This window comes from Ferrovibrio xuzhouensis, assembly GCF_042648965.1.
Taxonomy (GTDB): Bacteria; Pseudomonadota; Alphaproteobacteria; order Ferrovibrionales; family Ferrovibrionaceae; genus Ferrovibrio; species Ferrovibrio xuzhouensis.
In genome coordinates this window covers 492,391-506,191 of record NZ_JBHRYJ010000001.1, presented here as the reverse complement: position 1 = coordinate 506,191, position 13,801 = coordinate 492,391, and the positions used below count along the sequence as shown (strand labels likewise).

11 protein-coding genes and 1 tRNA gene are annotated in these 13,801 nt (G+C 66.4%); 9 read left to right on the top strand and 3 right to left on the bottom strand.

Annotated elements, in window-relative coordinates; all coding sequences use genetic code 11:
* Positions 1–33: 33 nt before the first annotated feature.
* A complete protein-coding gene (locus ACFOOQ_RS02390; RefSeq protein ID WP_379721224.1) occupies positions 34–1,530 on the bottom strand; it encodes an MFS transporter in 1,497 nt (498 codons plus the stop codon).
* Positions 1,531–1,675: 145 nt separating this feature from the next.
* Here ACFOOQ_RS02390 and ACFOOQ_RS02385 point away from each other — a divergent pair, with 145 nt between their 5' ends.
* The 9 genes from ACFOOQ_RS02385 to ACFOOQ_RS02345 all read left to right on the top strand — a co-directional run bounded on the left by ACFOOQ_RS02385 (position 1,676) and on the right by ACFOOQ_RS02345 (position 11,529).
* Positions 1,676–2,530, top strand: coding sequence for a helix-turn-helix transcriptional regulator (locus ACFOOQ_RS02385; RefSeq protein WP_379721222.1), 855 nt, complete (start codon positions 1,676–1,678; stop codon positions 2,528–2,530).
* Positions 2,531–2,840: 310 nt separating this feature from the next.
* The gene (locus ACFOOQ_RS02380; protein WP_379721220.1) at positions 2,841–4,400 is read left to right on the top strand and encodes a 2-isopropylmalate synthase; all 1,560 of its coding nucleotides are present in this window, start codon (positions 2,841–2,843) and stop codon (positions 4,398–4,400) included.
* A 109-nt stretch (positions 4,401–4,509) separates the two neighbouring features.
* Positions 4,510–5,553 carry a rod shape-determining protein gene (locus tag ACFOOQ_RS02375; protein WP_298725991.1) on the top strand — a complete coding sequence of 348 codons (1,044 nt, stop codon included), beginning with the start codon at positions 4,510–4,512 and terminating at the stop codon, positions 5,551–5,553.
* A 127-nt stretch (positions 5,554–5,680) separates the two neighbouring features.
* Complete coding sequence (gene mreC, locus ACFOOQ_RS02370; protein WP_379721217.1) at positions 5,681–6,520, top strand: rod shape-determining protein MreC; 840 nt, start codon at positions 5,681–5,683, stop codon at positions 6,518–6,520.
* A 9-nt stretch (positions 6,521–6,529) separates the two neighbouring features.
* Complete coding sequence (gene mreD, locus ACFOOQ_RS02365; RefSeq protein WP_379721215.1) at positions 6,530–7,054, top strand: rod shape-determining protein MreD; 525 nt, start codon at positions 6,530–6,532, stop codon at positions 7,052–7,054.
* Positions 7,055–7,056: 2 nt separating this feature from the next.
* Entirely contained in the window at positions 7,057–9,072 is a 2,016-nt protein-coding gene (mrdA, locus tag ACFOOQ_RS02360) for a penicillin-binding protein 2 (protein ID WP_379721213.1), read from the top strand.
* A gap of 2 nt (positions 9,073–9,074) precedes the next feature.
* A complete protein-coding gene (gene rodA / locus ACFOOQ_RS02355; protein ID WP_379721211.1) occupies positions 9,075–10,217 on the top strand; it encodes a rod shape-determining protein RodA in 1,143 nt (380 codons plus the stop codon).
* A 136-nt stretch (positions 10,218–10,353) separates the two neighbouring features.
* Positions 10,354–10,429: transfer RNA gene (locus ACFOOQ_RS02350), tRNA-Lys, on the top strand.
* A gap of 164 nt (positions 10,430–10,593) precedes the next feature.
* A complete protein-coding gene (locus ACFOOQ_RS02345; RefSeq protein ID WP_379721209.1) occupies positions 10,594–11,529 on the top strand; it encodes an NAD(P)H-dependent flavin oxidoreductase in 936 nt (311 codons plus the stop codon).
* A gap of 52 nt (positions 11,530–11,581) precedes the next feature.
* Here ACFOOQ_RS02345 and ACFOOQ_RS02340 read toward each other — a convergent pair whose 3' ends face one another.
* Together ACFOOQ_RS02340 and ACFOOQ_RS02335 are read right to left on the bottom strand one after the other, a co-directional pair.
* Complete coding sequence (locus ACFOOQ_RS02340; RefSeq protein ID WP_379721207.1) at positions 11,582–12,289, bottom strand: hypothetical protein; 708 nt, start codon at positions 12,287–12,289, stop codon at positions 11,582–11,584.
* 36 nt (positions 12,290–12,325) lie between these two features.
* Positions 12,326–13,318 carry a magnesium and cobalt transport protein CorA gene (locus ACFOOQ_RS02335; RefSeq protein ID WP_379721205.1) on the bottom strand — a complete coding sequence of 331 codons (993 nt, stop codon included), beginning with the start codon at positions 13,316–13,318 and terminating at the stop codon, positions 12,326–12,328.
* Between the last annotated feature and the right edge of the window lie 483 nt (positions 13,319–13,801).

The following is a 13,801-nucleotide window of genomic DNA, read 5'->3' as shown; positions in this document are numbered from 1 at the left end:
CGGCCGCCGGAGCGATCCGGCGGCCGTTTGCATTCAGGCCGCGACCGGTCGCCGCTGCCGGTGCCACAGGCGCAGCAGCAGCAGGGCGGCGAGGCCACAGCCGCCGGCGCCATAGAGCGCGGCGAGCGCCAGCGCCTGCTCGTAGGCGGCCGGCCCGCCGGCATCGAGCCGGCCGAAGAACAGGATGCCGACGACCGCGATGCCAAAGGCGCTGCCGGTCTGCTGCATGGTGGTGATCATGCCGCTGGCGGCGCCGCTGTCCGGGCCGGGCACGCTGCTGAGGATGGCATTGAGCAGCGGCGTCATGAAAAAGCCGCTGCCGATGCCGATCAGCACCAGCGCCGGCACCAGCCGGATGGAAACCAGGGTCGCGCCGTCCTGCCAGGCGGTGAAGCCGATGGCGAGAAAGGCCAGCGCGACGAGAGCGGCGCCGCCGATCAGCATGCCATGCCGGTAGCGGCCGGCAATGCGGCCGGCCAGCAGCGAGACGGCCATGAAGGCGACGGCCAGCGGCGCGAAGACGAGACCGGCCTGCAGCGGCGTGTGGTGCAGGCCGTTCTGCAGGGTCAGGCTGAGCGACAGGTAGAAGGCGCTCTGGGTCGAGGTGAAGGCCAGCACGATCAGCACGCCGAGCGCGAAGACCGGGTTGCGGAACAGCCGCATCTCCAGCAGCGGCGAGGGGCCCGGTGTATGGTGGGCGTGCCCGTGATGGGCGCGGCGCGACTTGCGCTGCTGGTCCCAGGCGAAGGCGGCCAGCACCGGCACGGACAGCGCCAGCAGCCCGAAGGCCCAGGCCGGCCAGCCGGCCTCGCGGCCCTCGATCAGCGGGAACAGCAGCAGGAACAGGCCGCCGGCGCTCATCGCCACGCCGCGCAGGTCAAGCCGGCGCGCCTCCGGATTGCGCGATTCCGGGATCAGCAGCGGCGCGGCAATCAGCGCGATCAGGCCGAGCGGCAGGTTGATCAGGAAGACCGGCCGCCAGCCCAGCCCCCACAGGTTGGCCTCGACCAGCAGGCCGCCGAGCAGCTGGCCCGAAACCGAGCTGAGGCCGTAGACGACACCGAGGCAGGCAAACGCCGTGGCGCGCTGGCGGTCGTTGGTAAAGCCGACGCGCATCATGGCAAAGACCTGCGGTGACAGCACGGCGGCAGCCAGCCCCTGCAGGATGCGAGAGCCGATCAGCACCGGGGCGGTCGGCGCAAGGCCGCAGGCCAGCGAGGCCAGCGTGAAACCGGCGAGCCCTGCCATGAACATGCGGCGCCGGCCGAAGATGTCGCCGAGCCGGCCGCCGGTGATCAGCATCACCGCATAGGTCAGGCCGTAGGCGGCGATGACGAACTGCAGTTCGGCGAAGCTGGCTTCCAGCGTGCCGCGCATGTCGGGGATGGCAATGTTGACGATGAAGACGTCGAGCACCGCCATGAAGGTGCCGGTCAGCATCACGGCGAGGCCGGCCCAGGGGCGCCAGGCGTTGCGGGCGGTGTCTGCGGGCACAGGAGTGGCATCGGCGCAGGCGGCGGTTTCGGCCATGGGAAAGTCCTGTCGGTCCGGGGGAGGAGGCCTGTCGTTTTTGCTCGACAGTGCCGGGATTGCGGGACAGGATAGGGCGGTTTTAAGCTATTACTATATGTCTTCTTATCCTATTACTGAAAGTAACAGGCAGCGGCAGGTTCCCATGGTGCAGGCAGTCAGCGACGAACGGCAGGATCTGGCGGCTTTCCTGCGCAGCCGGCGCTCCCGGCTCGGGCCGCTCGATGTCGGCCTGCCGGCGGGGCCGCGCCGGCGCACGCCCGGCCTGCGCCGCGAGGAGGTTGCCCAGCTCGCCGGGGTCGGCATCACCTGGTACACCTGGTTCGAGCAGGGCCGCGACATCCGCGTCTCGGCGCATTTCCTCGAGAATCTCGCCCGCGCGCTACGCCTCGATGCGGTGGAACGCGCGCATCTCTTCACCCTGGCGCATGGCCGCCTGCCGCCGCTAAGCCCGGCCATCGACCTGCAGAGCGTGACGCCGAACCTGCAGCATATGATCGATGCGCATCCCTATCCGGTCTATGTGAAGACCGCGCGCTGGGATGTCGTGGCGTGGAACCGGCCGGCCACCTGCCTGATCGGCGATTACGCCAGCCTGGCTGTCGAGAGTCGCAATATCCTGTGGATGATGTTCACCGCCCCCGCCTATCGCCGGCTGACCCGCGACTGGGAAAAGGCGGCGCGCCGCGTGCTGGCGCGGTTCCGTGTCAATTACGGACGCGCCGCGGGCGATCCGGCCTTCCAGCAGCTCGTCGCCGACCTCAATGCCGCCAGCCCGGAATTCCAGCGCTGGTGGCCGCAGCAGGACCTGCTCGGCCAGGGCGAGGGCGTCAAGGTGCTCTGCCATCCGCGCCACGGCGAGATCGAGTTCGAGCATACCGCCTTCACCGTCGATGCCCCGGCCGAACTGCGCATGATCGCCTATACCCCGCTGCCCGGTGCCGGCGCCCGGCGGCTGCAGAAGGTACTGGCCGACGACGTGCCATTGTCGCTCGACTGACTGCGGGCGGTTCCGGCCGGTTGCAGGACGGGCCCCGCGCGCGGGTTCTGTCGGGGCGGCTTCGGCACCAGTCATGATTGTGCCGCCTTTTCAGGCTATTAAAGGATTTCCCCGGATTTATGGGGAATTCATCGACTGTTAAGCATGCTGTCGCAGAGTGGGGACGTAAGTCCATGTCCCGGCGGAACTTTTCGCCCTTTGATCGAATTGAGCCGAAGCGTGTACACTATGGTTAAGACACGGAATTTGCGGCAGAATCGGATCGTCCGGCCAGGCCTCTGGCGGGACGCGCCGGGAGAGGGCGTGTGACATGGCCAGCAACAACCAACCAACGCGCGAGCGCGTCATCATCTTCGACACCACCCTGCGCGACGGCGAGCAGTCGCCCGGCGCCTCGATGAATCTCGAAGAGAAGCTGAAGATCGCCTCGGTGCTCGAAGGCATGGGCGTCGATGTGATCGAGGCCGGCTTTCCGATTGCGTCGAACGGCGACTTCGAGGCGGTCAACGAGATCGCCAAGCGCGTCACGGAGTCCACCGTCTGCGGTCTCAGCCGCGCCGGGCGCAAGGACATCGACCGCGCCTGGGAGGCGTTACGCCCGGCCAAGCGCGCGCGCATCCATACCTTCATCTCCACCTCGCCGCTGCACATGAAGTACAAGCTGCAGATGGAACCCGAGGCGGTGCACCAGGCAGTGATCGACAGCGTCAGTTACGCGCGCAATCTCTGCGACGATGTCGAGTGGAGCTGCGAGGATGGCACGCGGTCCGACCGCGACTTCCTCTGCCGCCTGATCGAGAGCGCGATCAAGGCCGGCGCCACCACGATCAACGTGCCCGACACGGTGGGCTACACCGTGCCGGAGGAATATACCGCGCTGATGCGCTTCCTGATCGGCAACATCCCGAACAGCGATAAAGCCAGATTTTCCGCGCATTGCCACAACGACCTCGGTCTCGCGGTTGCCAACTCGCTGGCCGCCGTCCAGGGCGGCGCGCGACAGGTCGAATGCACCATCAACGGGCTTGGCGAGCGCGCCGGCAACGCCGCGCTGGAAGAGATCGTGATGGCGCTGCGCACGCGCCCCGATGTCATGCAATTTGAAACCGGCATCAAGACCACCGACATCATGAAGGCCTCGCGGCTGGTCTCGGCGGTCACCGGTTTCGTGGTGCAGCCGAACAAGGCGATCGTCGGCGCCAATGCCTTCGCGCATGAAAGCGGCATCCACCAGGACGGCATGCTCAAGCATGCCGGTACCTACGAAATCATGACGCCGGAATCGGTCGGCCTGAACCGCTCGACGCTCGTCATGGGCAAGCATTCCGGCCGCCATGCCTTCCGCAAGAAGCTGGAGGAACTCGGTTTCAATCTCGCCGAGAACCAGCTCAACGATGCCTTCGGCCGTTTCAAGGATCTCGCCGACCGCAAGAAGGAGGTCTTCGACGAGGACCTGATCGCGCTGGTCGACGATGCGGTCGCCCACGACAGCCACCGCATCCGCTTCGTCTCGCTGCAGGTGATCGCCGGCTCGAAGGAGCCGCAGAGCGCCGAGCTGGAACTCGAAATCGACGGCGCGCTGAAGTCGGTCAAGGCGACCGGCAACGGCCCGGTCGATGCCACCTTCAATGCCATCAAGGCGCTGTTCCCGAACCAGGCCAACCTGCAGCTCTACCAGGTCCATGCCGTCACCCAGGGCACCGACGCCCAGGCCGAGGTGACCGTCCGGCTGGAGGAGCAGGGCAAGACCGTGAACGGCCAGGCCTCGGATGCCGATACCCTGGTGGCGAGCGCCCGGGCCTATATCCACGCACTGAACAAGCTGCTGGTGAAGCGGGAAAAGACCGCCCCGGCGGCGATGAGTGCCTGAATGCGCCGACCGGTCGGAAACAGGCGGAAAATATGGGGTCCGGGGCTTGCGCCGTTCCGGAGCCGAGGCGATAACGGCGCGATATTCCGGTTGGTGAGGTGACTACTCGATGTTCTCGCGTTTGATGGGTTTCATGTCGGCCGATATGGCCATCGATCTCGGCACGGCCAACACCCTGGTTTACGTGAAGGGCCGGGGCATCGTGCTGAACGAGCCGTCGGTGGTGGCAATCACCAATAACCGCGGAAAAAAGCAGGTTCTGGCCGTCGGCGACGAGGCCAAGCAGATGCTGGGCCGCACGCCTGGCAACATCGAGGCCATCCGGCCGCTGCGCGACGGCGTGATCGCCGATTTCGAGGTGGCGGAGGAGATGATCAAGCACTTCATCCGCAAGGTGCATAACCGCCGCAGCTTCGCCTCGCCGCAGGTCATCATCTGCGTCCCCTCGGGCTCCACCGCGGTCGAGCGCCGCGCCATCATGGATTCGGCCGAATCGGCCGGCGCCCGCCGGGTTTTCCTGATCGAGGAGCCGATGGCCGCCGCGATCGGCGCCGGCCTGCCGGTGACCGAGCCGACCGGATCGATGGTTGTGGATATCGGCGGCGGCACCACCGAGGTAGCCGTCCTCTCGCTCGGTGGCATCGTCTATTCGCGTTCCGTGCGCGTCGGCGGCGACAAGATGGACGAGGCGATCATCGCCTATATCCGCCGCAACCATAACCTGCTGGTCGGCGAGGCCTCGGCCGAGCGCATCAAGAAGCAGATCGGCTCGGCGGCGCCGCCGGAAGACGGCAACGGCCTGTCGATGGAGATCAAGGGCCGCGATCTGATGAACGGCGTGCCCAAGGAACTTGTGATCAATCAGCGACAAATCGCCGAGAGCCTGGCCGAGCCGGTCGGCGCCATTGTCGAGGCGGTCAAGGTTGCGCTAGAGCATACCGCGCCGGAACTGGCGGCCGACATCGTCGACAAGGGCATCGTGCTCACCGGCGGCGGCGCGCTTCTGGGCAATCTCGATCTCGTGCTGCGGCACGCCACCGGCCTGCCGGTGTCGATTGCCGACGAGCCTCTGTCCTGCGTGGCGCTCGGCACCGGCCGCGCGCTCGAGGAGATGAAGACGCTCAAGCACGTGCTGTACAACCCGCCGTACTGATCCCGGGGAGGCACCGGGCGATACGGCGTAGCGGAGGGGTCTGACGGGCATTATGCGGGGACGGACCGGACGGAGTGCATGGGTTGCAGCGCCTCTGCGGGCGCTGCTGCAGCGCTTCGCGTTCCTTTTGCTGCTCGCCGCCGCCATCGGCCTCGTCATCATCAGCCGCACCGAACGCCCGCTGGTCGAACGCACCCGCGCGGTGATCGCCGACATCGCCGAGCCGTTGCTGACCGTGGTCGCGCAGCCGGTCGCCGCCGTCAACGCCATGATCGGCTGGGTCGACGACATCCTCTATGTCCATGAGGAGAATTTCCGCCTGCGCACCGAGAATGCCCGCCTGCTGCAGTGGCAGGACGTGTCGCGCCGGCTGGAACAGGACAATGCCGCGCTGCGCCGCCTGCTCTCGGCCGGCCCGGACCTCAGCCAGACCTTCGTCACCGGCCGCGTCATCGCCGATGGCGGCGGCAGCTTCGTGCGCACCGTGCTGGTCAACGTCGGCGCCCGCGACGGCGTCCGCAAGGGCCAGGCGGCGATCGGCGAGGGCGGCTATGTCGGCCGGGTCGCCGAGGTCGGCCAGCGCGCCGCCCGCGTCCTGCTGCTGACCGACCTGAACTCGCGCCTGCCGGTGATGCTGCAGGAGGGCGGCCATCGCGCCGTGCTGGCCGGCGACAATTCCGACCTGCCGAAGCTGGAATACCTGTCCGGTGCCGCCAAGCCGGCGGTCGGCCAGCGCGTCGTCACCTCGGGCGACGGCGGCCAGTTCCCGGCCGGCATTCCGGTCGGCGAAGTCGCCACGGTCAGCGACGGCGGCGTGCGGGTGCGGCCCTTCGTCGACCTGTCGCGCCTGGAATTCCTGCGTCTCATGCAGTTCGACGAGACCCGCCTCGATCCCGACGAGCAGGCCCGCGCCGAGCGGGCCGCCGCGCGCGGTGGCGCCCCGGCAGTGCCCCTGCAGCAGCCCTGAGGCGGCCGCATGGACGCCCTGCTGACCCAGACCAACCGCCGCCTGCGCGCCTTCCTGCCGCTGCTGAGCAGCCTCGTGCTCGGGCTGGTCGGCCTCACCCCGCTCGGCCTGCCGCATATGGAACTGGTGGCGCCGTCGCTGGCGCTGATGGCGATCTTCTACTGGAGCATCTTCCGCGCCGACCTGATGACCATGGCCGGCGCCTTCCTGATCGGCCTGGTGCTCGACCTGCTCAGCGGCGGGCCGGTCGGGCTGAATGCCATGATGCTGCTGCTGGCGCACCAGCTCGGCGTGTCGCAGCGCCGGGTCTTTCTCGGCTCGTCCTTCCTGGTCAACTGGGTCGCCTTCGCCCTGGTGGTCAGCGCCGTCACGCTGGCCGGCTGGGCGATGATCAGCCTGCTCAACTGGACCCTGCTGCCGGTGCCGCCGCGCCTCGCGCAATGGGCACTGTCGCTGGCCTGCTATCCGCCGGTCTACTGGCTGCTCAGCCGCATCGAACGGCGCTGGCTGCGGCCCGTCCTGCCGGAACTCTGACCATGGCGATGAATCGCCGCGACACCGACCTGCAGCGCGTCTTCACCCGCCGCGCGCTGCTGCTGGGCACGGCGCAGATCGCGCTGTTCGGCCTGCTGGCCGGCCGGCTGTATTACCTGCAGGTGGTCGAATCCGACAAATACGCCCTGCTGGCCGACGAGAACCGCATCAGCATGCGGCTGCTGTCGCCGCGCCGCGGCCGCATCCTCGACCGCTGGGGCACCGAACTGGCCACCAACCGGCGCAACTACCGCGTCATGATCGTCGCCGAACAGGCCAACAACGACGTCGACGCGACGCTGACGGCGCTCGGCGAACTGATCCCGATCGACGACGGCCAGCGCCAGCGCGTCAAGCGCGACATCGACCGGCACCGCAAGTTCGTCCCCGTGGTGGTGGCCGAGAATCTCTCGTGGGAGGATTTCGCCAAGATCAACCTGCACAGCCCCGACCTGCCGGGCGTGCAGCTCGATGTCGGCGAGACCCGCGATTACCCTTACGCCGATGCCTTCAGCCATGTGGTCGGCTATGTCGGTGCCGTCTCGGATACCGAGATCGGCGACGACCCGTTGCTCGAACTGCCCGGCTTCCGCGTCGGCAAGAGCGGCGTCGAGAAGGTGTTCGACGAACGGCTGCGCGGCCGCGCCGGCCACAGCCAGATCGAGGTCAACGCCTACGGCCGCGCCATCCGCGAGCTGGAGCGCACCGACGGCCAGCCCGGCGACGACGTGGTGCTGACCATCGACGCCGAGCTGCAGCGCTATGCCATCGACCGGCTGAGCGGCGAGAGTTCGGCGGCCGTGGTGATGGACATCCATACCGGCGAGATCCTCAGCCTGGTCTCCAACCCCGGCTTCGATCCCAACTGGTTCAACGTCGGCATCACCCAGGCGCAGTGGAAGCTGCTGTCGACCGACAAATACAAGCCGCTGACCAACAAGGCGATCCAGGGCCAGTATCCGCCGGGCTCCACCTTCAAGATGATGGTCGGCATGGCGGCGCTGGAATCCGGCGCCATCGACGCCAATACCCGCGTCTTCTGCCCCGGCCATATCGAATTCGGCAATGCCACCTTCCACTGCTGGCGCAAGGGCGGCCACGGCACCATGAGCGTGGTCAGCGCGCTGGAGGAAAGCTGCGACGTGTTCTTCTACGAGGCGGCACGGCGCACCGGCGTCGACAAGATCGCCGAGATGGCGAACCGCTTCGGTCTCGGCGAGGCCACCGGCATCGCGCTGACCGGCGAGCGCAAGGGCCTGATCCCGACCCGCGCCTGGAAGAAGGCCGTGCTCGGCCAGCCCTGGGCGCAGGGCGAGAACCTCGTCACCGGCATCGGCCAGGGCTATGTGCTGACCACGCCGCTGCAGCTTGCCGTGATGGTGTCGCGCATCGCCAACGGCGGCTATGCCGTCGAGCCGCGCATCGTGCGCGACGGGGATTACCTCGGCACCGACCACGACAGGCGCCTGGCGAGCGACCGCTGGCCGGCGATCAGCGTCAGGCGCGACTATCTCGACATGATCCACGAGGGCATGATCCGGGTGACCACGCCGCCGCGCGGCACCGCCTCGCGCGCCCGCATCACCGAGGCGCAGTATGCCATGGCCGGCAAGACCGGCTCGGCCCAGGTGCGCCGCATCACCAAGCTGGAACGCGAGACCCGGGTGCGCAAGAACGAGGAAAAGCCCTGGGAGGAACGCGACCACGCGCTGTTCGTCGCCTATGCGCCGGTGCAGGCGCCGCGCTATGCCTGCGCGGTGATCGTCGAGCATGGCGGCGGCGGCTCGACGGCGGCGGCGCCGGTCGCCCGCGACCTGCTGCTGGAAGTGCAGCGCCTCGATCCCTCGCGCCGCAACCGCGGCGCCGCCGGCGGGGTGACCGCCAGCGCCAATGACGGCCCGGGCGACCTGCAGGCAGCCACGGCCCCGGCCGCAGCCGCATCCCCGGCCGCAGCCACGTCCCCGGCTCTGGATGCCGCGACGCGGCTGGCCCAGCGCGGCAACGGGCAAGGCGGCTGACCATGGTGCACTGGTCCGCCCGCGGCAACGATCTCAGCTTGGGCCGCAAGCTGCGCGACGTGAACTGGGGCCTGGTGCTGCTGATCGGCCTGATCGCCAGCGTCGGCTTCGCCACGCTGTATTCCGCCGGCGGCGGCAGCATCGATCCCTGGGCCGACCGCCAGATGGCGCGCTTTGCCATCGGCACCACCATCATGATCGTCATCGCGGTGACCGACATCCGCCTGTGGATGCGGCTGTCCTACCTGTTCTACGGCGTCGCCGTGGTGCTGCTGGTCGCCGTCGACGTGGTCGGCCGCGTCGGCATGGGGGCGCAGCGCTGGCTCGACCTCGGCCTGCTCAGCGTGCAGCCCTCCGAGATCATGAAGATTTCCATCGTGCTGGCGCTGGCCCGCTATTTCCACGGCATGAGCTTCGACGAGGTCGGCCGCATCCGCTGGCTGCTGGTGCCGCTCGGCATGGTGCTGCTGCCGGTGGCGCTGGTGATGAAACAGCCCGACCTCGGCACCGCCATGCTGCTGCTGGCCACCAGCGGCGGCGTGTTCTTCTTCACCGGGGTGCGGATCTGGAAATTCCTGCTGGCGATTGCCGGCGGCGTCGCCGTCATGCCGCTGGCGTGGAATTTCCTGCACGACTACCAGAAAAAGCGCGTGCTGATCTTCCTCGACCCCGAACAGGACCCGCTCGGCGCCGGCTATCACATCCTGCAGTCGAAGATCGCGCTCGGCTCCGGCGGCTTTTCCGGCAAGGGCTTCCTGCAGGGCACCCAGAGTCACCTGAGCTTCCTGCCCGAGAAGCAGACCGACTTCATCTTCACCATGCTGGCCGAGGAACACGGCCTGATCGGCGGCCTCGTGCTGCTGACGCTCTACCTGCTGCTGATCGCCTATGGCTATGCCATCGCGCTGCGCGCGCGCAGCCAGTATGGCCGGCTGGTCGCCGGCGGCGTGACGATCATGATGTTCTTCTATGTCTTCATCAATGTCGCCATGGTCTCCGGCCTGGTGCCGGTGGTCGGCGTGCCGCTGCCGCTGGTCTCCTACGGCGGCACCGCGATGCTGACCCTGCTGGTCGGCATGGGGCTCTTGATCGGCGTCTATGTGCACCGCGATGTCGAGATTCCCCGCCATATGTCGGGGCTCTGACCGCTGCGGGGCGGCCGTGGCCGGCCTCTAAGCCGCTGGCGCAAAAAAGCAATTTCCCCGGCCCGAAGCCCTTGCATTTCCGTCGAATCCGGATATTTTCACGCGGCTTTCGACGACCCGTCGTCGCAGGAAAAATGGGCGCATAGCTCAGTTGGTAGAGCAGCTGACTCTTAATCAGCGGGTCCCAGGTTCGAGCCCTGGTGCGCCCACCATTTTTCCTCCACTGCGAAAGCCCCACTGACATTTTCAGCATGCGGCACTGCGTTACGGCGCAGCCGCGCCGCTTGCCTTCCTCTGCGGCAGCCGGTCTAGCCTGCGGCCCGAACCAGCGGCGGGACAGCCGCATAAAATGAATGGCAGACGGGGAGGAACATCCATGAATCGCGTCATCGCCCAGACCGGCGCGCAGTATCCCATCGTGCAGGCGCCGATGGGCTGGATCGCCCGCGCGCCGCTGGCCTCCGCCGTCAGCAATGCCGGCGGCCTCGGCATCATCGAGACCTCCTCGGGCGAGACCGATAATTGCATCGCCGAGATCGCGAAAATGCGCGACCTGACCGACCGGCCCTTCGGCATCAATCTGCCTCTGCTGTTCCTGCGCGACACCCGCATGGTCGATGCGGTGTGCAATGCGCCGGTCACCTTCGTGTCGACCTCGGCCGGATCGCCGGGCAAGCTGCTCGGGCCGCTGAAGGACGCCGGCAAGGTGGTCTACCATGTGGTCCCCACGCTCGCCGCCGCGCTGAAGGCGGCCGAGGCTGGCGTCGACGGCCTGATCGTCGAGGGCGGCGAGGGCGGCGGCTTCAAGAACCCCGACGATGTCTCGACCCTGGTGCTGCTGCAGGCGATCCGCGAGGCGGTCGACCTGCCGCTGATCGCCGCCGGCGGCATCTGCGACGGCCGCGGTATGGCGGCGGCCTTCGCGCTCGGCGCCGAGGGCATCCAGATGGGCACCCGCTTCGTCGCCTCGGCCGAAAGCCCGGTGCATGCGAACTACAAGCAGGCCATCGTGGATGCCGCCGATACCGGCACGGTGATGCTGAACCGCAGCGGCACGCCCTGCGTGCGCGCGCTCAAGACCGGACGCAGCCTGGCGCTTTACGCGGCCGGCAGCATGGACCGCGCCGAACTGAAGACGGTGCAGCAGCTCTATTTCGGCGGCGACATGGAGGCCTCGGTCGGCCTCGCCGGCCAGACCGCCGGCCTGATCCACGAAGTGCTGCCGGTCGCCGACATCATCCGCCAGACGGTGGACGGCTTCCACCGCATCCGCCGCGAGCAGGGCGAACGCTCGATGGCGGGGGGATTCTGAGGGGGGTCCTTTGGCTTCGATGGCGCGACCAGTGTTGGAAGCTAAGACGTATTCAAATGTCAAATCCGTGAACGGGGTTCTCCGGATTCACAAGGATGATGCGATCCCAGTCTTGCCGCATTTTGAATGCTGTCCGCAGTTGCTGTTTATCATTCTCATCCAATAGACCACGGCCAATATGGTCAGGGAGAACCAGCCACCACTCCGAATATCGTGAGCGATACTTCGCCGTCTTTTCGGATTTTTCTTTTACGCAGATATCTAGATTTCTAATTATCTCGGCAACCACCCAGCCGCCAGAGTCGTGATCGTTATGGCCGCCGTAACGGAAGTACGTATCTTTCAACTCTCCTGTCTGGGCGACATGGTACTTAAAATTTCTTGTCAATCTAAAGTCACTATTTTCTCTGCATCCTAATGAAGAGAAGTGACTTAAATGCTGTGTTATATGGTCTTTAATTATTCTCCACTTTGGGAGTGGCCGAGAAAACTGAAAAAATACATACCAACTTTCTTTGGGTGGCGTAGGGCCAAGTTGCTTAAGAAGTTTTTGAAGTTTGCTTACAAGTGGATATTCGGCCTCTTCAAGACCCCGTGTCTTATCGCCAGTCTGGAAGTGCTGATTTAATCGCCGCACTTCTACAGCAATTCTATTGTCGATAACAAAGTCGGGAGGGATATTTCCGTCCGGTTCGAATTTTATATTCGTATAACCTTGGTGAGATAAGTATAGAGCGGCGGCTTTTTCGCTTTTGTCCATGATTGGCGTACCCGCGCTCAGTTCCAATAATTTTTTCTACAGCCACCCGCTCTTCTTGAAGCGCCAGAACAGGAAGCCGCACACCCCGGCCATCAGGCAGAGCGCCACCGGGTAGCCGTATTTCCAGTGCAGTTCCGGCATGCCGTCGAAATTCATCCCCCAGATGCCGGCAAAGGCGGTGGCGATGGCGAAAATGCCGGCCCAGGCCGCCAGCCGCTTGTTCACTTCGCTTTCCTCGATCGCCACCATCGAGAAATTCACCTGGATCGCCGTGGCGATTGTCTCGCGCATGGTATCCACCGAAACGTTCAGCCGGTTCAGGTGGTCATAGACGTCGCGGTAATATTCGCTGAGCCCCATGCAGGGCCGCGGGATGCGGCCGCCATAGAGCCGGCCGACCGCCTCCATCAGCGGCGCCACCGCATGTTTCACCATGCCGGCCTTGCGCTTGAGCGCATAGAGCCGCTGGATCGTCTCGCGCGCCTCGCCGGCGCGGCGCTGGCCGCCGGGGCCGGTGGCGAAGATCTGTTCTTCCAGCTTCTCCAGCTCGTCCTCCAGCGCGTTCATGATCGGGAAATAGCGGTCCACCACCGCATCCATCAGCGCGTAGAACACAAAGCCCGAGCCGAGCTTGAGCAGCTCGGGCTCGGCCTCGGCGCGGCGGCGCACGCCGAGGAAATCCGACTTGCTGCCGCTGCGCACGCTGAGCACGAAGTCGCGGCCGACGAAGACATCGACCTCGCCGCGGTTCAGCTCGCCGTCATAGCCCATTTCCAGCAGGTGCATCACGGCGAACAGCTGGTCGCCGTATTCCTCGATCTTCGGCCGCTGGTGGCCGTATTGCGCATCCTCGACGGCGAGGTCGTGCAGGGCGAATTCCTCCTGCATCTCCTCCAGCTCGGCCAGCTTGGCATCCTTCAGCGCCACCCAGACGAAGGTGTCCTGCTGGCCGACATAGCGGTCGATTTCCTGCACCGGCGGTTCGGCCAGCTTCTTGCCGTCGCGATAGGCGACACAGTTGATCAGCATCGGCAGGCTCCTCCCCACGCGCAGCACCACGGCTTGAACACATCACCCCGGCCCCCGGCGTGGCGCAATGCGAATCAGGCGGCCGGCCCCCAGTCTACCCGTCCGTGTTGCACTTGCGGGATGCTCTTGGCGGGATGCTCTTGATTGGCCGCGGCCAGTCCCTATCTCCCGACACTGTCCCTGTCTCCCGGCTGGCGGGGCCGCGTTTTGGCCGGTCGGCGCAGGGGCGCGGCGGTCCCAAACGGTCCCGAACGGGCACCAGCGGGCAGAAACGGTCCCGAACGGGCCGAAACGGTCACCAGCGGTCCCAAACGGGCACCAGCGGGCAGAAACGGGCACCAGCGGGCAGAAACGGGCACCAGCGGGCAGAAACGGGCACAAACGGTCCGAAACGGTCACAAACGGGCCGGGCCGGGCCGGGGCGAACCACCGGCTTTTGCTGGCCAAGACGGCGGAAATCTGCTTCAAATTCCGGCACATAGA